General features: G+C 25.9%; 19 protein-coding genes, 1 other RNA gene and 1 pseudogene. 12 read left to right on the top strand and 9 right to left on the bottom strand.

Translation table 11 applies throughout. The features are described from left to right. Nucleotides 1-7 precede the first annotated feature (7 nt). Nucleotides 8-424 (top strand): SHOCT domain-containing protein, encoded by a 417-nt coding sequence (locus APAC_RS09965; protein WP_130233953.1) that lies wholly within the window; start codon nt 8-10, stop codon nt 422-424. Nucleotides 425-440: 16 nt separating this feature from the next. On the opposite strand, the gene APAC_RS09960 is transcribed toward APAC_RS09965, so the two are convergent. The 3 genes from APAC_RS09960 to APAC_RS09950 all read right to left on the bottom strand — a co-directional run bounded on the left by APAC_RS09960 (nt 441) and on the right by APAC_RS09950 (nt 2,443). Continuing rightward, nucleotides 441-863 carry a hypothetical protein gene (locus APAC_RS09960; protein WP_130233952.1) on the bottom strand — a complete coding sequence of 141 codons (423 nt, stop codon included), beginning with the start codon at nt 861-863 and terminating at the stop codon, nt 441-443. 366 nt (nt 864-1,229) lie between these two features. Beyond that, nucleotides 1,230-1,841 (bottom strand): hypothetical protein, encoded by a 612-nt coding sequence (locus APAC_RS13385; RefSeq protein ID WP_228255911.1) that lies wholly within the window; start codon nt 1,839-1,841, stop codon nt 1,230-1,232. A gap of 113 nt (nt 1,842-1,954) precedes the next feature. Continuing rightward, nucleotides 1,955-2,443: a hypothetical protein gene (locus APAC_RS09950; RefSeq protein ID WP_130233951.1), complete on the bottom strand. Its 489-nt coding sequence runs from the start codon at nt 2,441-2,443 to the stop codon at nt 1,955-1,957. 242 nt (nt 2,444-2,685) lie between these two features. On the opposite strand from APAC_RS09950, the gene APAC_RS09945 reads away from it, so the two are divergent. Next, complete coding sequence (locus APAC_RS09945) at nt 2,686-4,416, top strand: LPD7 domain-containing protein (protein WP_130233950.1); 1,731 nt, start codon at nt 2,686-2,688, stop codon at nt 4,414-4,416. A gap of 41 nt (nt 4,417-4,457) precedes the next feature. Here the strand turns inward: APAC_RS09945 and APAC_RS13460 are convergent, their stop codons facing one another. Then, nucleotides 4,458-4,589 (bottom strand): hypothetical protein, encoded by a 132-nt coding sequence (locus tag APAC_RS13460; RefSeq protein ID WP_266095891.1) that lies wholly within the window; start codon nt 4,587-4,589, stop codon nt 4,458-4,460. 460 nt (nt 4,590-5,049) lie between these two features. Here APAC_RS13460 and APAC_RS09940 point away from each other — a divergent pair, with 460 nt between their 5' ends. The 5 genes from APAC_RS09940 (at nt 5,050) to APAC_RS09920 (ending at nt 11,436) form a co-directional block, all read left to right on the top strand. Beyond that, complete coding sequence (locus tag APAC_RS09940; RefSeq protein WP_130232179.1) at nt 5,050-6,414, top strand: IS4 family transposase; 1,365 nt, start codon at nt 5,050-5,052, stop codon at nt 6,412-6,414. Nucleotides 6,415-6,983: 569 nt separating this feature from the next. Further along, complete coding sequence (locus APAC_RS09935; protein ID WP_130233949.1) at nt 6,984-8,207, top strand: SH3 domain-containing protein; 1,224 nt, start codon at nt 6,984-6,986, stop codon at nt 8,205-8,207. 219 nt (nt 8,208-8,426) lie between these two features. Beyond that, the gene (locus APAC_RS09930) at nt 8,427-9,788 is read left to right on the top strand and encodes a PIN-like domain-containing protein (protein WP_130233948.1); all 1,362 of its coding nucleotides are present in this window, start codon (nt 8,427-8,429) and stop codon (nt 9,786-9,788) included. 41 nt (nt 9,789-9,829) lie between these two features. After that, complete coding sequence (locus APAC_RS09925; protein ID WP_130233947.1) at nt 9,830-10,462, top strand: hypothetical protein; 633 nt, start codon at nt 9,830-9,832, stop codon at nt 10,460-10,462. 185 nt (nt 10,463-10,647) lie between these two features. Then, nucleotides 10,648-11,436 (top strand): ribonuclease HI, encoded by a 789-nt coding sequence (locus tag APAC_RS09920; protein WP_170170153.1) that lies wholly within the window; start codon nt 10,648-10,650, stop codon nt 11,434-11,436. A 1-nt stretch (nt 11,437) separates the two neighbouring features. Here APAC_RS09920 and APAC_RS09915 read toward each other — a convergent pair whose 3' ends face one another. From APAC_RS09915 to ssrA, 4 genes are all read right to left on the bottom strand, one after another. Then, on the bottom strand, nt 11,438-11,806 hold the full coding sequence (locus APAC_RS09915) for a type II toxin-antitoxin system RnlB family antitoxin (protein ID WP_130233946.1): 369 nt from the start codon (nt 11,804-11,806) through the stop codon (nt 11,438-11,440). Further along, nucleotides 11,796-12,800: an RNase LS family HEPN domain-containing protein gene (locus APAC_RS09910; protein ID WP_130233945.1), complete on the bottom strand. Its 1,005-nt coding sequence runs from the start codon at nt 12,798-12,800 to the stop codon at nt 11,796-11,798. The genes APAC_RS09915 and APAC_RS09910 overlap by 11 nt, the downstream gene beginning before the upstream one ends. A 113-nt stretch (nt 12,801-12,913) precedes the next feature. After that, nucleotides 12,914-14,194 carry a tyrosine-type recombinase/integrase gene (locus APAC_RS09905; protein WP_130233944.1) on the bottom strand — a complete coding sequence of 427 codons (1,281 nt, stop codon included), beginning with the start codon at nt 14,192-14,194 and terminating at the stop codon, nt 12,914-12,916. A gap of 163 nt (nt 14,195-14,357) precedes the next feature. Further along, nucleotides 14,358-14,753, bottom strand: a transfer-messenger RNA (tmRNA) gene (ssrA, locus tag APAC_RS09900). A gap of 144 nt (nt 14,754-14,897) precedes the next feature. Between ssrA and APAC_RS09895 the strand changes: the two genes are divergently transcribed. The 5 genes from APAC_RS09895 to ppk2 (APAC_RS09875) all read left to right on the top strand — a co-directional run bounded on the left by APAC_RS09895 (nt 14,898) and on the right by ppk2 (APAC_RS09875) (nt 19,540). Then, nucleotides 14,898-16,094, top strand: coding sequence for a saccharopine dehydrogenase family protein (locus APAC_RS09895; RefSeq protein ID WP_130233943.1), 1,197 nt, complete (start codon nt 14,898-14,900; stop codon nt 16,092-16,094). A gap of 72 nt (nt 16,095-16,166) precedes the next feature. Continuing rightward, the gene (rd, locus tag APAC_RS09890) at nt 16,167-16,331 is read left to right on the top strand and encodes a rubredoxin (protein ID WP_130233942.1); all 165 of its coding nucleotides are present in this window, start codon (nt 16,167-16,169) and stop codon (nt 16,329-16,331) included. Continuing rightward, nucleotides 16,321-17,469: a carboxynorspermidine decarboxylase gene (nspC, locus tag APAC_RS09885; protein ID WP_130233941.1), complete on the top strand. Its 1,149-nt coding sequence runs from the start codon at nt 16,321-16,323 to the stop codon at nt 17,467-17,469. Before rd ends, nspC begins: the two co-directional genes overlap by 11 nt. Nucleotides 17,470-17,486: 17 nt before the next feature. Then, a complete protein-coding gene (gene ppk2, locus APAC_RS09880) occupies nt 17,487-18,422 on the top strand; it encodes a polyphosphate kinase 2 (protein WP_130234625.1) in 936 nt (311 codons plus the stop codon). Further along, on the top strand, nt 18,419-19,540 hold the full coding sequence (gene ppk2 / locus APAC_RS09875) for a polyphosphate kinase 2 (protein WP_130233940.1): 1,122 nt from the start codon (nt 18,419-18,421) through the stop codon (nt 19,538-19,540). The genes ppk2 (APAC_RS09880) and ppk2 (APAC_RS09875) overlap by 4 nt, the downstream gene beginning before the upstream one ends. A gap of 34 nt (nt 19,541-19,574) precedes the next feature. On the opposite strand, the pseudogene APAC_RS09870 reads toward ppk2 (APAC_RS09875), so the two are convergent. Beyond that, nucleotides 19,575-20,375 (bottom strand): annotated as a pseudogene (locus tag APAC_RS09870) (methyl-accepting chemotaxis protein); the annotation flags it as partial. Nucleotides 20,376-20,417 lie beyond the last annotated feature (42 nt).

The following is a 20,417-nucleotide window of genomic DNA, read 5'->3' as shown; positions in this document are numbered from 1 at the left end:
AATAAATATGACTTTACAAGAAGTAGAAAAAAAACATGGAGTATATGTAGCCAATATTGTTGCAAGAATATTTTTATATATTTACGCTTACTTATTTTTTGGAGGGGTATTAACTTTTATAAGATTTTTTAATACAAATAAACTTGAACTTATTATCACTGGAGATTTTGTAACTGATAATATAATTATATATTCTTCACTTTTAGTACCCCTTATAATTTTAGAACTTTTAGTTAGAAGATATAGAAGAAAACAGGGGTTACCAATTTATTCAAATGTAGCACAAGAGATTTTTAACAAATATTATAATCCAAATTATAATAATGAAACAAAAAAAGACTTGAATTATTACTTTGATTTAAAAGAAAAAGGTGCGATTACTCAAGAAGAGTATGAACGTAAAAAAAGAGAATTACTAAAATAATTTATCATCTAAAAGGCTATTGAATTTCTCTAAGATTTTCAATAGTCTCATTTAAAACTTTAATTTGAAACTCTTTTTCTTGAGCTGATAAATTAGAGTTTTTAATTTCAATAATCTGTTCATTCGCAAATTTTAAATCGTTTGCAATTGATGAATTTTCAGACAAATTATTTAGTAAATTCGATAATTTCTCTGTATCAAGATTACTATGTAATTCAGAATCCAAAGACATCTCAAACCCTCTATCACTTTCAAATTCACCCCAATATTCAACTACAAAATTATAATCACTAATAGGATATAAATTTTCATAGTGTTTAATTCCTTCATTTAATGCAGTTGATTTATCATCACTATAAAGATAATAACTATCTATAAATTTACTATCACTTTTTCTAAAAACTTGTATCTCATAATTTGCTTCTAATTTTTCATCCATAAATAAACCTTTTTTTGTTTTATTATTATAATTTTTAAATTTTGAATTTAAAACCCACCTGTGTTTTTAAACTGATTAAATCTCATATTATCTAAACCATTTTTTAACCCAAATAACCTTGCATAACCATCCCCATCTGCACATCTATTTCCATGATAAAAAGAAAACTGATTTCTAAACTCTTCAATATCAAAATTTAGTTTTAGAGGTGTTTTTGATAAATAAACATATAAATATGCACTTCTAATTCTTGCTTGTTTTGAAAGAGTTTCATCATTTGCTAATTTTTTCCAAATTTTAGTATCTCTATCTAATAAAAGAGGATATAACTCTCTTTCAAAATCTCTTAAATTATCAAAATATTTTTCATTTTCTATCTCTCTTACTTTTTATATGTTCAAGAACATCTTGAATACCATCTTCAGGATCAAACCAAGTTATCTTTTTAACATTATCCATAAACCATTCACATTCTTGTAAGTTACTAAAGATAAAACAGCCCAATTCACTAGGAGAATCATTTTTAGAAATATAGTTATGTTTATCTATTTTTTTCATTCCTGCAAACTCTGCAAGTCTATCTATTTCTTTATATATTAAATGCAAATCATATTTATTATCATTTATAATTTTTTCTTCATTCATGATAATTTGTATTCCAAATTTATTTAAATAAATTATTGAGTTTTTAATACCAGGTAATATATTTTGAATAAAATCATTTATATTAGAGTTTTCATAATCATTTAAAATAGAATCTTTTATTTTATCTATAGCTTTTAAATTTTCATTTGAAAAGTTTTTTAATATATTAAATTCATTGTCATCTTTTAATTTTGTAAATTGTTCAGAAATGATTATTATATTCATATTAAGTGCAGCTTTTAAAATTTTATCTTCAATTTTTTCTTTTAAGATAAAATCTATATCCGTAATAGATTCTAATACTCTTTTTAATCTATTATTTAATTTAGACATATTAATCCTTAGTGAAAATTAGTGAAAAATCGTATGTATTTAAGCTTTGATTCATAATCAATTTTACACTAATATTTTTCAGAAATTAAGAAATCTATCAAAATGCAATATTTTTATCCAAAAGTTTTATTTTTGTTTTGATTCATAATTTTTACAAAATCTGAAACTGTATTCGTATCATCAGTTTCATTTGATATATTTGTTGAAGGATTATTAATTACTGTAGTATTTTGCAAACTTTTGTTAACAGATTTTTTAACAAAAAAATTTATTACTTCAATAATTGATTTTGTTTTGTTTTTTTCTTCTTCGTCAAAATATTTTTTTATTAAATTGGCACAATGTAATTTAATCTCTTCATATTTTTTAGCAGCGATTTCACTCTCACTTTTATTGTTAAATCTTCTGTTGCAATAATCTCTAAGTGTAGAATAAGCAACTTTACATTTACACTCATTCTCTAAAAAATTTTGAATTGATAATAAACTATGATTGTTATCTAATAAATATTTAATTGCTTCATTATGTTGGTCAAGTTTAGATTTTTTTTGATTAGCAGGTGCTTTTTTATTAAATTTTTCTGCTAGTTTTAAAGAATTCATTTAAATATCCTTTTTACGGTTGTTATTTGTTATATGTTGTACATTTAATTAATGTTATCGTATTATTATTTAATTTATTGTTAAATAGATATTTAGTTATTGTATTATTATTTGTTTATTGTTTGTAAATAAATGATTTTAAAATAAAATATAAATGAGCCATTGCCCTCACTTGACTTGAGGGCTTGAAATTGATAAAATACTTCATATTTTAGTGTGCTTCGCACACTCTGGAGAATTTTATGAGTTGGAATCTTGAGAGTCATATTTTAGATCATGCAGCTATTGTAAGTAATAATTTGCCTAATACATTTAATCTATCAGATGATAAAAATGTACATTTTACTTTTTCAGTAGATAAGAGCCAACTAATAATTAATCACAATTGCAAGAATCAAAAAGATATAGATAGAGTTATGCAATCTTTTTTTGATAATTTAGTTAGTTATGAATATAAATTTGAAGAATCACAAGGTAAAACTAGACCTAAAAGAAAAATGAGTTTAGATTTATCACAAGTATTAACTGCTTATCATAATACAGATAGTGATTCTATAAATTCTAAGAATTATGAAGTTGAACCGCATTTTCATTTATTAATACCCTCTAAATTAAAAAATAAATATGGTAAGAGTACAAAACTTGGAATTGGATATTTAAACCTTAGAAGAATGATTACTGAAGTTGCAGCTAATCATAACCTGGTATTTAATTTTGATGAGAATGTAGATAGTGAAAAAGATAAAATTTTAAAACAAAAAGCTACTAAATTTACTTGGTTCACAAAAAGAGTTGATGATAATTATTTTAAAGCTTTAATTGTAAATGGAACAGTTAATAAATATATTGAAGATTTTATAAAACAATATAAAAAAACTGAAAATATACAATATTATATAAAAGGTATGACGGATTTCCAACAAAGACTTATTAGACAAAATATTGATTTTCACTATGAAGGTAAAAATTTAAGAACTGAACATTTTCCACTGTATTTAAACCAGGAACAGATTAAATATTTAGACATTATAAATACTGGCAATGAAGAGTTAGTAAAACCATTAATAAAAGATAGATCTAATAAGTTTATTAGAGCATACATTGAGTATAACTATGGATTTAATAATCCTATTATTAAAGAACTTGAGAAAAGAGGAAATGTATTTAAAAAGTTAAATTTTGATTTAAATGATACAAAAGTTGAGATTGAAAAAAAGATTGATAAAAAAGATAAATATAAATTAAGTCTAAATTATCATGTTTCAAATGATGTTAATGAAGTCCTAAAATTATGTAAAAATGATAAAAACTTTTTAGAGTTGATGAATGATATTGGATACCAGAATATCAAATTTAAAGCAAAAACAATTAATAGAAAAAGATCAAGAGTAGGATTTACATTTGAAAAAGATAATGAATCTTATACAGTACATTTTTCAAATTTAAATTTATCATATCAAAATTTCACGGATGCATATAAACAAAATAGTCAAAAAGAGAATATTGAAGATAAAATTAATTTTTATAGTTATGAAGCAAAAATAAATTTTTATGTACCACTAAAAAAGAAAACTTATCAGGAAAAAATATTCTATAAAATTTACAATATAGTGCCAGATATAAATCTAGAAAATTACTATATTAAAAAGATTGAACAAGGACACATAGAGTTTATTAACAAGAAAAAAGACATTCATATTACAGATGAAGGTCAAAGAATTAAATCAAATAAAAGTAATGCAAATTTAGTTGAAAATGTTAAATTGATGTTAGAAGTTGCAAAAGCTAAAGGATGGGATTTAAATAATCTTCATATTAGAGGTACAGAACAATTTATAAATGAAGTGAAAAGGCAAGTATCAATTGAAAATGAAAAACAATCATCAAGTAATGATGATAAAAAAGAAGCTGCAGATAATTTAAGAGAGTTGATTAGGTCTGAAAGTAAACAAAATGAGGATTATAAATTATAAATTAAAGAGAGTGAAAACACCCTCTTTAATAAATACAAATTTTACTTTTTCTTTGTACTTTTTGATGGCTTTAAACTTGGTGTATTACCTGGAGTATTTTTATTATCTCTTTGTCTTCTATCTGGTTTACCTGTAGAATCAGCAATACGTTTTGGACCTGGCTTTAATCCCATTATATTTACCTCCTTTCATTAAAATTTATTATAAATAATAGCTTGTTTTTCTTAGAAGTATAAAATATCTTGCATAATGTAATATATTTAATTATGAGTAATTTTTTATAGTATTATCTAAAATTATAATTTTGGAGAAAAAAAATCGTGAAGTTCAAAAAAAAAATTGATTACTATCAAGTTTATGATATTTACAAAAAATCAAATGTATTTGCAGTTTTTAAAAAAGTACACTTATTAGTATGGTTTTTAGGATTAATAACTTAACTTTCGCACGTTAAATTGATTAAAATTGTAGCTAAATCTCCCTAAAACATTACTCCTTTAGTTAATAATCTTATCCTTGTTGACATAAAAATAATTTAGTTGTTTTTCTATGATATTTTTCTATTTTGAACTCTCAATAAAGCCCTTAAATAGGCACTTTTAGCTATAATATCTATTATATTAAAGGGTAAGAATGCAGATAGAATCCAAGATCATCGGTATTATAAACGATAAGTTAAAAAATCCAATCTATGAAACATTACGTTTGTTAAATATGAAAACTATTTTAACCAAGAGCAATTTTTCTAAAAAAGAGGGAGTTGCTGTTCATATGGTTGTATTACATTTTGTATATATGCTGGTTATGAATAAAAAAATATCAACCTTTATGGATCAAAGTAATGATAGTTTCAAAAAAGATGTATATTATCGATTACTTTCCAATACTTCTTATAATTGGAGAAAACTATTATCTCTTAGTTCTTTAAAGATCTTATCACTACTTCATAAAGTGCAAGATTCAAAGCTAGTAAGAGTTCTTATACTTGATGATACTGTTGAAGATAAAGTTGGTAAAAATATAGAGGGAAGTTGTGACAACCTTTGGAGCAATAAAGCAAAGAGAAAAATCAGAGGTGTAAATGTTGTATCACTAAACTATAGTGATGGTTATTCAAATTTTATGTTGGACTTTGCAATTGCTATGAACAGTTATGCAAGGGTAAAGATAGAAGAGTTTACAAATATTATTGATCATCGAACCAATGCACATAAGCGAAGATTGGAAAGCTTAAAAGGGAAATCACAAATTGCTATAGAGATGATTAAAAGAGCAGTAGCTAGTGGTATATATGCAGATTATCTGCTTGTAGATAGCTGGTATTCTAAACCTGTATTTATAGAAACTATGAATGAACTTGGATTGCAAGTCATTTCAAGAATGGTAAACAATGACAGGATATGGAATTTTACAGGAGAGAAAAAGACCCTTGATGGCATCTATAACAAATTTAAAAAGCTTAAATCTATCAAGATGGGTCAATATGGCAAAAAGATAAAGTTTGAGTATTTTTCAACCATAGTTGAACATAAAAAAGCTGGTAAATTAAAAATTGTTTTTATAAAAACAAAAGAGAATTTAATACCAATCGTATCAACCAATCTTATACTTAGTGATGAAGAGATTATAGATATTTATAAAAGACGATGGGATATAGAACAAGGGTATAAAGAACTTCGTGAACACTTTGGATTCGGAAAAGAAGAGAATCGAATCTATGAAGCTTTGATAGCCAGAATTACACTATCTTTTTTTACATACAATGTTGTTAGCTATATAAATCGTATCAGCAATGAACCTAAAACAATTGGTGGATTGTTTAAAGATTTAGAATGTGAACTTCATACTCTAGCAATAGCTATGCAAGCATTTTTAGCTATTTTAGATGAGATTGCAAAAATTGAAGAAGTTGTCAATAGAAATGAGGATTTTACAGCTATCATTGATCTATTAAGAGATGTGACTGGAAAATTGCTTGGTTTTAGGTGCGAAAGTTAAGTTAATAAGTTTACAAGTTATAGTAAGTATAAGCACCTCAATAATTAGAAATGAGAATACGAATTTTATTCTTTTGATCAGTGGAATTACATTCTGTTTATTGATATACTTAATAGTTAAAAAAATAGTAGAAAGATTTAAGAAAATATTTCCACATGATATAAGACTTATTGAAAAAGATAAATCATATTGGATGGGATGTAGGTATATATTATTTAGAAATGAATTAAAAAGATATAAAATAAATAAAAAAATGATATTAACTCGAATAGACTATGAAATTGAACAAAATAATATGACTTTTATACATAAACCTACTATAATTATTTTAATAACAACTTTAACAACATCATTAGTAACATTCATTACTTTATTTATTACAAAATATTTTGAATTAATATATTTTAGTAAATATAAGAATTTTGATTTAATAATTTACTGTATATTAATAAATTTAATTTTAATATTAATAATTACTTATTTTTTACCAATAAGAACAAAAAATATGAAGTTAAAAGAATTTAAACACTTTATAGAAATAACGAAATAGAAATTAAGGCAACGAATGTATGGCAAAAAAATCATTATTTGAGAATTCAACAATAAGTAAGATTAATACAATATCAAAACAACTTAATATCGCAACAATGCCATTATCAAGTATTGGTTTAGCATCATCAAAGCTTTTTGGAAATTCTGCATTAAGTCAAATTAATACAATATCAAAACAACTTAATATCGCAACAATGCCATTATCAAGTATTGGTTTAGCATCATCAAAGCTTTTTGAGAATTCAACATTAAGTAAGATTAGTACAATATCAGAACAGCTTAGTATCGCAACAATGCCATTATCAAGTATTGGTTTAGCATCGTCAAAACTTTTTGAGAATTCAACATTAAGTAAGATTAGTACAATATCAGAACAGCTTAGTATCGCAACAATGCCATTATCAAGTATTGGTTTAGCATCGTCAAAACTTTTTGAGAATTCAACATTAAGTAAGATTAGTACAATATCAGAACAGCTTAGTATCGCAACAATGCCATTATCAAGTATTGGTTTAGCATCGTCAAAACTTTTTGAGAATTCAACATTAAGTAAGATTAGTACAATATCAGAACAGCTTAGTATCGCAACAATGCCATTATCAAGTATTGGTTTAGCATCATCAAAACTTTTTGGAAATAATGAATTACTTCAACTTGAAGCAAAATTGAAATTTATATCAGAAAATATTATTCAAGTTACTAAATCCGATATAGAAGAGCTATCAGATTCTGAAATAGAGACATTTAATACTGAGAATATTAGTTTAATTGAGATTCTTGAAGAGTTAAAAATTGAAACAATTAATAATAAACTTAGATTCAAAGAATTAAATCAACAATTAGAAGAATTATTAAAAACTGCACAAAAACAAACTAATAGTATAATTATAAATATAATTTTAGGATTAATGGTATCTATAATATTTACTTATTTTGTTCAACCAGTAGTAAATCATATTATTTTTAGCAAATCACAAATCAATAAGATTTTAGTACCTGAGATTAAACGAGTATTAAAAAGCAAGATATCTAATTATAGAGTTGTTGTTGTAGAGTCTTACTTAAATGTTAGAAATAAACCTAAATTAAAATCAAAAGTAATTTTTCATCTGACAAATGGTGATTTAGTTGAAATAATAAATAAACAAAAGAATTGGACTTTAATTAAAAAATATGATTCAGAATATGAAACAATTATTCAAGGATGGGTTAATACTCGTTATTTACTAAAAATAAAATAAGTTCTATAAAGACTTTTATTATAATTAAATCTAAAAGTACTATACTAAATACTATTTATTAAGTATAAAGGATGAAAGTGTCACATTTAAATAAATTAAGTGAACAAATATAATCAACATTGATATCTAAACGTGATACATGGAAGAAAGAAGTAATATGGAACGAACTATCGTTAAGAATTTAAGAATTATTATAAAAATTCTTTTAAAGGATTAAGTATGATTGATAATTATAAAATGACAGAAAAAAGGGAAGAAGAATTGTGGGGAAAAGCAATATTTGTTTTTGATTCATCAGCTCTTCTTGATTTATATTATTTACCCCAAAAAACACGAAAAAAACTTTATAATGAAGTTTTTGAAAAAATACCTGATAGATTTTGGATCCCTGCACATGTTCAATTTGAATATTTAAAAAATAGAGAAAAAATTATTAAAAAACCTATTGCAGAAAAATTTATTCCGCTTGAAGATGAAGTTAAGAGAACAACTACTAAAGTTAATGATATATTGAAGCATGTTACTTCTATTGTAGACAAAACAAAAAAAGATGATAGGCATCCTCATGTAGAACAAACAAAAATTTCTATTTTTGTTGATGAAATAAATAAATTTATTCAAAAATCTAAAGATTTTGAAAAAGAATTTCTTATTCAGGTCGAATCAGCAAAAAATGATGTTTTAAGTGTAGAAGATAATGATGATATTTTTGATGCTATCGAAAAATATTTTAAAATAGGACCTGAATTTACTTTTAATCAAATTATGGAAATTACAACAGAAGGAAAACATCGTTATGAATTCAAAATCCCTCCAGGATACGGTGATTATTATAAAAAAGAAAAAAAAGGAATTCAGATTTTTGGTGATTTGATAATTTGGAAGCAAATAATCGAATACAGTAAAGAAAAGAAATTACCAATTATTTTTATAACAAATGATATTTCTAAAGATGATGATTGGTGTTATTTAGATAAAAATAAGAAAATAATTAGTCCAAGAGAAGAGTTAATTAAAGAATTATATGATTCTTCAAAAGTTAAATTTTGGATTTATAGTCAACCTGATTTTTTATATAAAGCTAATAAGTATCTACAATCAACTATTGAAAAAACAAGTATTCAAAATGCTTTATTAATGCTTTCTCAAAGAAATAAGAGACAAAGTTTTTTACGTTATAAATGTTCACAGTGTAATAGCATAAATACAGTATATAAAAATGATTTGGATTTAGATTTTGAATGTGTTGCTAGTGATGATCATAATATGGGTTCTGAAAATCAATATGAAGCAAGGGAATATTTTGAATGTGATTGTGGAAATAATATAGAAGCTATATTTACAGTATGGGAATATCCAGTAGGTATTCATAACTATGATTCTATAGAATTGTATGGAGGAGATTTAATTGATTCTTTCCCTTTTACGATAAACTTTTTTAATGAAGAAGAACGAGAAGAAATTGAATGTGATATTTGTGGTTCAGAATGTGATAGAGATAATATGATATATATGGAAGATGTTGGATATATATGTCCAAATCATGAAATTAATCCACAAAATAAACATCATAATGATTGATATTATAAATTAATAAAAGTTAAAACAACAAAGGTAATTTAATGAAAAACTTATTTGAATATTTTGAAAAAAGCTTCACTTATATATATAGTATATTATTTTATATTTCACTAATTTCAATAATAATAGTTATATCATTTATATTAGGAGTTATAGATTCTAATTTAAAAGAAGAAAACCATAAAATAATTATTCAAATGTTACCTGCATTAGGAATTACTTTGTCTGCATTATTAGCTTCAACAAGTTTAATGAAATCAATTCAAAATACAAATAAAATTGAACAGAAGAAGAAAACAAATGAATTAGAATTGAAAAAAAATAAAATATCATTTTATTTAAATCTTGTTCAAAGTTATATACAAATGTATATTGAAGATTTTAAAACTATATTAGATGATGATTTAATGGAAGATTTTAAAATAAAATTGGAAGAATATTTAAAATTAATATTAAATGATAATGAGATTAAAGCATTAAATGATAAAGAAATTAGACAGTATATTGTTTTTATGGAAATGAATATAAATTATACAGATCGATATTTAAATAAAAAAGAATATCCAAATAAAGAAGATTTAGTCAAATCAATAGAAGAATCTTATAGTAAAATGTATTCACTTCTTGAGTCACTTGGTAAAAAATATGATATTGATTTTTCAAACTTTAAATAAATTTGACATATTAATATAAGATAGTTTTTAAGTACGAATTTAGTGTAATTCATCGTATCTTATTATTTTTTACGAAAAGATGTTGCTATATTCAATACAAATACAAGAATTAGAATAATAAATTTTTTGATATTAACAATTTATCTAATTTATTATAGAATTATAAAAATTTTAATAGGTATAATATGATAAAAATTAATGAAGATTTTGCAGAAAATATTCTTTTCAATGATACATTAAATAAGGCACAGTGTGAAGTTTTAGATATATCATATCCTCTTCAAAATGGTTGGGAAAATGAACTTCTGAATAAAGAAATATCTAGTCAAGATGCAGAATTGCTGATTTTGTTAACTGGTAAAATAGCCTTAAAAGCTCAAGAACAAATTATAAAAAATTATAAAAGATTACAAGAATATAAATTATTCATCAAAGAAAATTCTACTTCAGAAAATATACTCCCAATAGATTCATCAAGTATAGTTACGATTTATTGTGATGGAGCATGTAAAGGTAATCCTGGCAATGCAGGAAGTGGGGTGGCTGTTTATAATGATGATATAATTACTTTATATAGTGGATTATTTATAGAATATGGTACTAATAATATTGCAGAATTAAATGCACTAAAAAAAGCTTTAGAAATTTCACAAAATTGTAATGAAACAATTATTTATTCTGATTCAATGTATGCAATTGACTGTATAACAAAATGGGGATACACATGGAAGAAAAATGATTGGACAAAAAAAGGTGGAGAAATTAAGAATCTTGAGTTAATCAAAGAGGTACATAATTTATATGACAATATGAAAGATAAAGTAATAATTAAACATGTTAAAGGACATTCTGGTGTTGAAGGTAATGAGCTTGCTGATAGAATGGCTGTTAATGCAATTAACTCTAAAGAAGAAAGTTTTATAAAATTTGAATTTAAAAATATAAATAATGTATTAAAAATGGAATCTTTCTAGACTAACAAGAAAATTCCATTTTATCATATTCAGTTAATATTGAATTATTTAAAATTGATTTATCTGTACAAATTATTTTTTTTTCTATTTTTAAAAGAGTATCTAATAGTTCATCTTCACTTTTAATAATTTGAGTATTATTCATGTCAAATTTACTTCCATTAAAGAAACTTGAGTAAAATCGTTGAGAACCATTTCCTACTTTCATTAACATATCAACAAAAACTTTTCCTTCATATTTTGCATCTTTTAATAATTGAATTAATGATTTATCTGTTTTTAATTTAGAATTGTAAGATGTCGCCAATAAAAAAGGTTCAGCTGTAGCATCTTTAACAATAATAAAGTTTCCTATTTTATTAATAGTCATCACTAAGATCCTCTATATGTTGAATACATTCTGCTGCAATATTAGCAGCCATTTCTTTAGTTTCAATTAGAACAATATCAATTTCATCTACATCCATATGTGAAATACAGTTTCTATTTTTATTAAAATAAGTATACCCTAATTCTAACTTTTGTTTACATAAAGGGCTTAAAGTACAATTTTCATTTAATTTTAAATGATACTTATCTTGTCTTTCACTAAACATTATAAATGAATTATTGTCTCCAAATTCATAATTTCCATCTTCTAGAATTTTTCTCATAACATGTTCTAGTGTTCTAAAGAGAGGATTAAGTATAAATGCATAATCTGAAAAATTGCCATTTATTTTTAATAGTTGTAAAGAAGATGCAGCAATATTTTTTGTTTTACTAGGTAATTTATTTTCTATTGAAGGCATATATTCTTTTAATAAATTATTAGGTTCAGGAAGAACAATTTCCTTCATTTCACTTATAAGATTAAGAATACTATATCCTAGTAGTGTCAATTCATTTGAAATTATTTTTAAATATTTACCTGCTTTCCCTTGAATTAGTAGTTTATTAGTTCTAGTATAATATGATAAACTTAAATTCCCTTCTTTACTTTTGACTAGTTTATATAAAGTTCCACCACTAATTGAACTTTCTGATAATTCACTAGAAAATTTATCTTTTATCTTATGAATAAATTTATCAAAGTCTTCTTTTCTTACAATAATTGATCCGTTTAATTCGCTTATATCAAAATATCTTAGTTCTTCATAAATTTTTTTACATAAGTCTTTTCCTAAATCAATATTTTGACCTTGAGGTAATAATGTAGTTAATCCTTTTTCTTTATAATATACAGTAACTGAAAAAGGTTTTCCATTAATAGTTAATTGATATTGTTTAGTATTTGTATTATTATTAAAGTTAACAATATTAGCATACTTTTCTATTGTATTGTGAATTTCATCTCTATCAATATTTATATTAGTAAATTTCATTAAATCCCTTTTAAGGCAAATATTATATTTAAATGTTGTTTAAGAATATTTTAAATAACTATTTTATTAAAACATAAAATAACATTATTACTTATAGCAAAAAATTTTATACACTATCTTAATGATTCTATCCAATCAGCCCACCACTGCATTAATTCTTTTTTCTCTTCAAAATATTTCATTTTTGAAGCTCTATTATATGCAGCTTTAATTTTATTTTTTTCTTCATGAGCTAAACATGATTCTATAATATCACTATTAAATCCATGTTCTTTCATATTTTCATGTGTTATTGTTGAAAAGGTACTTCTAAATCCATGAGTAGTATGTCTATCTTGATATCCTAGTTTTTTTAATGCATGACCTAAAGTTGCATCACTTAAACATTTTAGATTAGAAACAGGTGAGGGGAAGACATATTTACTTTTATGAGCTGAAAAAGGTTCTATCATTTTTAATATTTCGATTGCTTGTTTTGATAAAGGTAAAATAAAATCTTTTTTAGTTTTCATTTTTTCACCTGGTATATCTAAGACTTTTTTCCCAAAGTTTACTTCACTCCATTCTAAGGCTCTTAGATTATACGGTCTTAAAGCTACATATGGAGCTAATTTTAAAGCTACAATTGTGGTAATACTCGCTTTATACATATTCTCAAAGTTATTGATATCTTCAAGAAGTTCTTTTATCTCATTTTCTTTTGTAATTGCACTCATATGATTATGTCTTGTTGATACTATAATATTCTTTTTATCTATGTCTGCAATTATGTTATGTTCTGTGTAATTATATGTAACAGCAAATTTATATATTCTATTAAAGTTTCCTACAATTTTATCAGCAGAACCATGTAAGCCTTTTTTATTCATTCTATCAATAATATTTAATATATCAGATCTTGTAATATTTTCAATTAATTTATTTCCAATATATGGATAGGCATGATTTCTAATAACGCTTTCAACTTTGAGATATGTTTTATTAGCCCATTCTTTTTCCATTTTAGAAAGCCATTTCTCAGATATATTTTTAAAAGTATTAGTATTATCTTCAAGTGAAACATTTTTTTCTACTATAGGATTGATATTCTGTTTTAAAAGTTTTTTTGTTTTATCTCTTAATGCTCTCGCTTCACTTAATGATGTATCAGGATACACTCCAAAGCTCATAGATTTTCTTTTATTTTCAAAACTAAAATCAAATTGAAAAAATTTTGTACCATTTTCTTTTATAATTAAATAAAGTCCTTGCCCATCAGATAACTTATTATTGAGTTTTGGTTTTTCTTTATTGTTGAGTTTTGCAATTTTTTTTAACTGTTCATATTCTTCTTTTGAAGTATATTTAACAGCTTTAATTTCTTTGTCAGTGAGGGGTTTAACAATTTTTGGCATTTTACGGTATCCAATTCTTAGTTTTTCTAATTACCGTAAAGATTACCGTAATAAATCTTAGAAAGTATTAAAAATGATAAGAATACTATAGAACGATTTAGAAAAGTAAAGCTCGACTAAATCGAACTTTTTAGAAAAAAATAGAAAGTATAATTATTAATATTGGTGGAGATGTGGAGAGTCGAACTCCAGTCTTAAAACAGGTCATAATAGCGTCTACATGCTTAGAAGAGTTGAAAAATTTCACTAAATGACAGCTCAACTCCCAAAGGCAATCATATAGCTAAGATTAAAAATGTCTCTACAAAAATCAATCACATCTTTGTAGATAATCTATCTGGGTTGAACCCGCGAGCTCCACTTAGATAGAATCAGTGGTGCGAGTCTCCGAGACTCAAGCCGTTAGGCGAGTCAATAAGTTGTTAAACTTACGCAGCTTTAGCGTAAGCTGGAGCGTAATTTGTATTGTTTGCGTCTAAAAAAAATGGGCCGCGTAACGGCATGCCCAGGCCGACATGCAACTAGAACTCACTGCTCTAATCGATACCAAGTCATCCCCATGATGAAAGTTTGAAATAATATCCTAAAAATTCTTAAAATTTTAGTAATCATTATGTAATAATTTAAATACTACTAGACAATTTCAAAATTTATTATATAATAAAATAGTATAATATTATTGAAAATTTAATCGGAGAAAATAATGAATAAAAAAGGTATTTTAATTATCGGTGCAGGTGGAGTAAGTAGAGTTGCTACAGTTAAGTGTGCGATGAATATTGACACATTTGAAAAAATCACTTTAGCATCTAGAACAGTTTCTAAGTGTGATGCAATCGCTGCTGATATCAAAAAAAACCAAGGTGTTGAAATTGATACAGCTTCAATCGATGCTGATAATGTTGATGAGTTAGTAAAGCTAATTGAAAAAGTTAATCCAAAATTAGTATTAAACGTTGCTTTACCTTATCAAGACTTAACTATCATGGATGCTTGTACAAAAGCAGGTGTTGATTATGTTGATACAGCAAACTATGAGCACCCAGATGAAGCTAAGTTTGAATACAAAGAACAATGGGCTAGAGATGGTCAATTTAAAGATGCTGGGATTATGGGACTTTTAGGTTCAGGTTTTGACCCAGGTGTTACTGGAGTTTTCTGTGCATATGCTCAACAAAACTTATTTGATGAGATTCACTATATTGATATTATGGATTGTAATGCAGGTGACCATGGTTATCCATTTGCTACAAATTTTAACCCAGAAATCAATCTAAGAGAGGTATCTGCAAATGGTAGATATTGGGAAGAGGGTAAATGGATTGAAACTAAGCCTTTAGAGATTAGAATTGACCATGATTATCCAGAAGTTGGAGTTAAACCTTCATATCTTTTATACCATGAAGAGTTAGAGTCATTATCAAAAAATATCAAAGGTTTAAAAAGAATTAGATTCTTTATGACATTTGGTGATTCTTACATCCAACACATGAACTGTTTACAAAATGTTGGGATGTTAGGTATTGAGCCTATTATGCACAAAGGAGTTGAAATTATTCCTATTGAATTCTTAACTACATTATTACCAGACCCAGCAAGCTTAGGACCAAGAACTGTTGGTATGACAAATATCGGTTGTATCATTGAAGGTATCAAAGATGGTAAAAAGAAAAAAGTTTACATCTACAATACTTGTGACCACCAAGAGTGTTATAAAGAGACAGGTGCTCAAGCAGTTTCGTATACAACAGGAGTTCCAGCTATGATTGGTTCTAAAATGCTTTATAAAGGTATTTGGAAAAATACAGGTGTATTTAATATAGAAGAGTTTGATGCAAAACCATTTATGGATGAATTAATGACTCAAGGTCTTCCTTGGAAAATTATTGAATTAGATTAGTATTACTATTTTGTTAATCTTTTGTTCATGTAAATCTGATTAAATATTAATATTATCATAAAGGATTAAAAGATGAAAAAATATATTTGTGTAGCCTGTGATTATATTTATGATCCATCAATTGGTGATCCAGATTCAGGGATTGAACCAGGAACAGCTTTTGAAGATATTCCTGATGACTGGGAGTGCCCAGATTGCGGTGTAGGAAAAGAAGATTTTGAACCATATGAAGAATAATTTTGAGGTAATTGATAGTTTTGACAAACTACCAAGTCCAAGTTTTGTTTGTGAAGAAAAATTATTAGAAAATAATTTAAAACTATTAAAAAGAGTTCAAGATGAAGCAGATATTAGCATCCTTTTAGCCTTAAAAGGTTTTGCTATGCATTCAACTTTTGATTTATGTAAAAAATATTTAAAAGGGTGTTGTGCTTCAGGTCTTCACGAAGCAATCCTAGCAAAAGAAGAGTTTGGAGGGGAAGTTCATACTTACTCTCCTGGATTTAAAGATGAAGAAATAGATGAAATTATCTCAATATCTAACCATTTAGTATTTAATTCATTTAATCAATTAAAAAGATTTAAAGATAAAGCTTATGGAAAAGTGTCTTTGGGTGTTAGATTAAACCCAGAGTACTCTTCAGTTGAAGTAGATTTATATAATCCATGTGCTCCTTTTTCAAGAATGGGAACAACAAAAGCAAACTTTGATGAGACAATGTTAGAGTATTTAGATGGTTTCCACTTTCATGCACTTTGTGAACAAAATGTAGATGCACTTGAAGGTGCCCTAAATGCGTTTGAAAAAAATTTTAGTCAATATTTTGATAAATTGAAGTGGGTTAATTTTGGTGGAGGGCATCATATTACAAGAGCTGATTATGATGTAGAAGGATTAATTAAACTTTTAAAAGATTTTAAAGCTAGATATCCCCATCTAAAAGTATATATGGAACCAGGTGAAGCAATAGGTTGGCAAACTGGATACCTAGTGGCGACTGTATTAGATGTAATTGAAAATGGAATGAGTTTAGCTATTTTAGATACCTCTGCTGAAGCACATATGCCTGATACTTTAGCTATGCCATATAGAGCAGAAATAAGAAATTCTGGTGTTGCAGGTGAAAAAAAATATACTTATAGATTAGGTGGTAACACTTGTTTATCTGGTGATATTATCGGTGATTATTCATTTGATGAACCTTTAGAAGTTGGTGATAAAATTATCTTAGAAGACATGATTCATTATACTATGGTTAAAACAACTACTTTTAATGGAATTAAGTTACCATCAATTGTTATAAAAAAAGACAATGATTGTTATCAAATTGTAAAAAACTTTGGATATAATGATTATAAAATGAGACTTTCATAAGGATAGAAATGACTTCAATGGGTACACAACGGCAAATTATAAAAGAAGAATTTAAAGATGAAGAAGAGATTGATACTAAACAGAACTTAAAGCACAAGCCAAACAATTTTACAAGAAAAAGAAAAACACTGAAAGAAAAGGGTAAGAAGGTTCAAATTTGGGTTAAAAAAGAGACTTTAGAGTATGAAAAAGAGTTAACTAAACTTCAAATTGAACTTTTGAAATTTCAAAATCATGTAAAAGAACAAGGTTTAAAAGTGTTAATGATTTTTGAAGGTAGGGATGCTGCTGGTAAAGGTGGAACTATTAAAAGAATTACAGAGCATTTGAATCCAAGGGGTGCTAGAGTAGTAGCACTTGAAAAGCCAAGTGATAAAGAAAAGACACAATGGTATTTTCAAAGATATACAAAACATCTTCCAGGTGCTGGCGAGATAGTACTTTTTGATAGAAGTTGGTATAACCGAGCTGGTGTTGAGCCTGTTATGGGATTTTGTACAACTGAAGAGCATCATGAATTTTTAAGGGAAGTACCTGAGTTTGAAAAAATGCTTGTGAAGTCTGGAATTATTCTAATGAAGTTTTATGTATCTGTATCTAAAAAAGAGCAAGCTAGAAGATTTAAAAAAAGGGAAACAGATCCTTTAAAACAATATAAATTATCCCCAGTAGATAAAGAGTCTCAAAAACTATGGGATAAGTATACAATTGCAAAATTTTCTATGCTTATGGCTTCTAATACAGACATAGCTCCATGGACAGTTGTAAAAAGTGATAATAAGAAAAAAGCTAGAATAAATTGTATAAAACATATCCTAAAAAATGTGGATTATCCAGAAAAAATTGATGCTAGTGAACATTTAGTAATTGACCCACAAATTCTATGTACTGGTACAGAAGAGATAGAGAATATGGAACAGGAAAATAAATTTGCAAGGGCTTCTAATTCATGAATTTAAGTGATTTTGAAAAAACAAATTATAGTGGTTTATATGTATCTAAAGCAATCCATCCAGAATATGGAAGAAAATATATAGCAAGATTTCAGTTTGATAAAAAAAGATATGTAAAAGTTTTAGGTTACACTAAAAAAGATAATCTAACAAAAAGAAAAGCATTAGATTTAATGAATGTTTTTAAAGACTCGATTGTTTTAAAAAGTGAAGAAAAAAGTGAAAAGGTAGTAGAGAATAAAGTGTTAAAAAAAGATAATGAAAAAATTAATCAATTAACTCAAGAAAATGAAATGTTACGAGAGATTTTAGGAAATTTTGAAGAGTTGAATCAAGATGTACTAAAAGATGGTATTCAAAAAATTTATGATTTAGAAGAGTTAAAACCATATCAAATAGAACTTATTAAATTACAAAATTGGCTAGAAAAAGAGAATAAAAGAATGATTATTCTTTTTGAAGGTAGAGATGCATCTGGTAAGGGTGGGGCGATTAGACGAATTACTAGATATATGAATAATAAACACTATAGAGTTGTTGCACTTGGTAAACCAACAGAAACTCAAAAAAATCAATGGTTCTTACAAAGATATATTACTCATTTCCCAACAGGTGGAGAGATAGTACTTTTTGATAGATCTTGGTATAACAGAGCCATGGTAGAGCCTATTTTTGGATTCTGTACAAAAGAAGAGCATGAAATCTTTATGGAAGATATTGTTAACTTTGAGCAAGATTTAGTAAGACAAGGAATGGTTTTAATCAAACTTTATTTCTCTGTTTCTAAAGAAGAGCAAAAAAGAAGATTTGATAGAAGAATTGAAGATCCATTAAGACAATGGAAATTCTCTGAAGTTGATATGCAAGCACAGGATTTATGGGATGAGTTCTCAGAAAAAAAATATGAGATGTTAAGAAGAACAACTTCAAGAAGTGCTCCATGGCATATTGTAAGAAGTGATGATAAACATAAAGCAAGATTAGAAGCTATGAAGATTATCTTAAATTCTGTTGATTATGACGGAAGAAATTATTCACTTAATTTTGAAGCAAATGAAAATATTAATATTTCAGTTCAAAAAGAGCTTCTTCAAATGAGAAAGTCTAAAAACTATTAATAACTTTAGGAAAGTTTTTAAACTTTCCTTTTTATTATTTTAAATTTTTTCCTGTAACATTTTCTTTTCCTATAAACTCTTTTTCATTTGCACTTGTAACAATTAATTTTGCAATATCATCAGTTAAAGTTGCAATATTGTGAGTTTGTGAAGCGATTTGTGCATTTTGTTGTGTCTGTTGATCTAATTGAGTTACTGCAACATTTATCTGCTCAATACCATTTAGTTGTTCTTTACTTGACATTTCAATATCCTGGATTAAATTAATAGTTTGTTGTATATTTGAATTTAATTCTTTGTATCCACTAATCATATTTTGTGCAATAATTTTACCTTCATTTGCTTTTGATGTGGCATTTTCTACAATAGATTTAATCTCTTTTGCAGCTTCTGCACTTCTTGCTGCTAAGTTTCTTACTTCTTGTGCAACTACAGCAAATCCTTTACCTGCCTCACCTGCTGTTGCTGCTTCTACTGCAGCATTAAGAGAAAGAATATTTGTTTGGAATGCAATTTGATCAATTACAGTAATCGAGTCATTAATTAAATTAACTTGATCATTTATTTCATCCATAGATAGTGTAGTTTTGTTAGCTAAATTTTCTCCATTTTGTGCAGATTTTGTTACATTATTTGAATAGTTAGACATTTTTGCAATATTTTCTGTATTGTTTCTAATATTAGATGTAATTTCTTCTAGTGCTGCTGCTGTTTCCTCTAGTGAAGTTGCTGCTTCATTAGAACTGATATTTAATTTATCAACATTTACTAATAATATATTTGAACTTTCATCTAATGTAAGACCATTTGATTTGTTCTCAATTAACATAGTAGTAATAATTGAATTTAAGTTATTTATACCTTTTGCAACTAATCC

It is taken from the genome of Malaciobacter pacificus (assembly GCF_004214795.1).
Classification (GTDB): domain Bacteria; phylum Campylobacterota; class Campylobacteria; order Campylobacterales; family Arcobacteraceae; genus Malaciobacter_A; species Malaciobacter_A pacificus.
This window is presented reverse-complemented; position numbering and strand designations above follow the sequence as displayed.

Bases quoted from the DNA above. Each gene is read 5' to 3' on its own strand.
- APAC_RS09910 (WP_130233945.1), bottom strand. From the start codon at position 12,800: ATGAAATTTACTAATATAAATATTGATAGAGATGAAATTCACAATACA.
- APAC_RS09920 (WP_170170153.1), top strand. From the start codon at position 10,648: ATGATAAAAATTAATGAAGATTTTGCAGAAAATATTCTTTTCAATGAT.
- rd (WP_130233942.1), top strand. From the start codon at position 16,167: ATGAAAAAATATATTTGTGTAGCCTGTGATTATATTTATGATCCATCA.
- APAC_RS09915 (WP_130233946.1), bottom strand. From the start codon at position 11,806: ATGACTATTAATAAAATAGGAAACTTTATTATTGTTAAAGATGCTACA.
- APAC_RS09925 (WP_130233947.1), top strand. From the start codon at position 9,830: ATGAAAAACTTATTTGAATATTTTGAAAAAAGCTTCACTTATATATAT.
- APAC_RS13460 (WP_266095891.1), bottom strand. From the start codon at position 4,589: ATGGGATTAAAGCCAGGTCCAAAACGTATTGCTGATTCTACAGGTAAA.
- APAC_RS09960 (WP_130233952.1), bottom strand. From the start codon at position 863: ATGGATGAAAAATTAGAAGCAAATTATGAGATACAAGTTTTTAGAAAA.
- APAC_RS09895 (WP_130233943.1), top strand. From the start codon at position 14,898: ATGAATAAAAAAGGTATTTTAATTATCGGTGCAGGTGGAGTAAGTAGA.
- APAC_RS09930 (WP_130233948.1), top strand. From the start codon at position 8,427: ATGATTGATAATTATAAAATGACAGAAAAAAGGGAAGAAGAATTGTGG.
- APAC_RS09905 (WP_130233944.1), bottom strand. From the start codon at position 14,194: ATGCCAAAAATTGTTAAACCCCTCACTGACAAAGAAATTAAAGCTGTT.
- APAC_RS09945 (WP_130233950.1), top strand. From the start codon at position 2,686: ATGAGTTGGAATCTTGAGAGTCATATTTTAGATCATGCAGCTATTGTA.
- ppk2 (WP_130234625.1), top strand. From the start codon at position 17,487: ATGGGTACACAACGGCAAATTATAAAAGAAGAATTTAAAGATGAAGAA.
- APAC_RS09935 (WP_130233949.1), top strand. From the start codon at position 6,984: ATGGCAAAAAAATCATTATTTGAGAATTCAACAATAAGTAAGATTAAT.
- APAC_RS09965 (WP_130233953.1), top strand. From the start codon at position 8: ATGACTTTACAAGAAGTAGAAAAAAAACATGGAGTATATGTAGCCAAT.
- ppk2 (WP_130233940.1), top strand. From the start codon at position 18,419: ATGAATTTAAGTGATTTTGAAAAAACAAATTATAGTGGTTTATATGTA.
- APAC_RS13385 (WP_228255911.1), bottom strand. From the start codon at position 1,841: ATGTCTAAATTAAATAATAGATTAAAAAGAGTATTAGAATCTATTACG.
- APAC_RS09940 (WP_130232179.1), top strand. From the start codon at position 5,050: ATGCAGATAGAATCCAAGATCATCGGTATTATAAACGATAAGTTAAAA.
- APAC_RS09950 (WP_130233951.1), bottom strand. From the start codon at position 2,443: ATGAATTCTTTAAAACTAGCAGAAAAATTTAATAAAAAAGCACCTGCT.
- nspC (WP_130233941.1), top strand. From the start codon at position 16,321: ATGAAGAATAATTTTGAGGTAATTGATAGTTTTGACAAACTACCAAGT.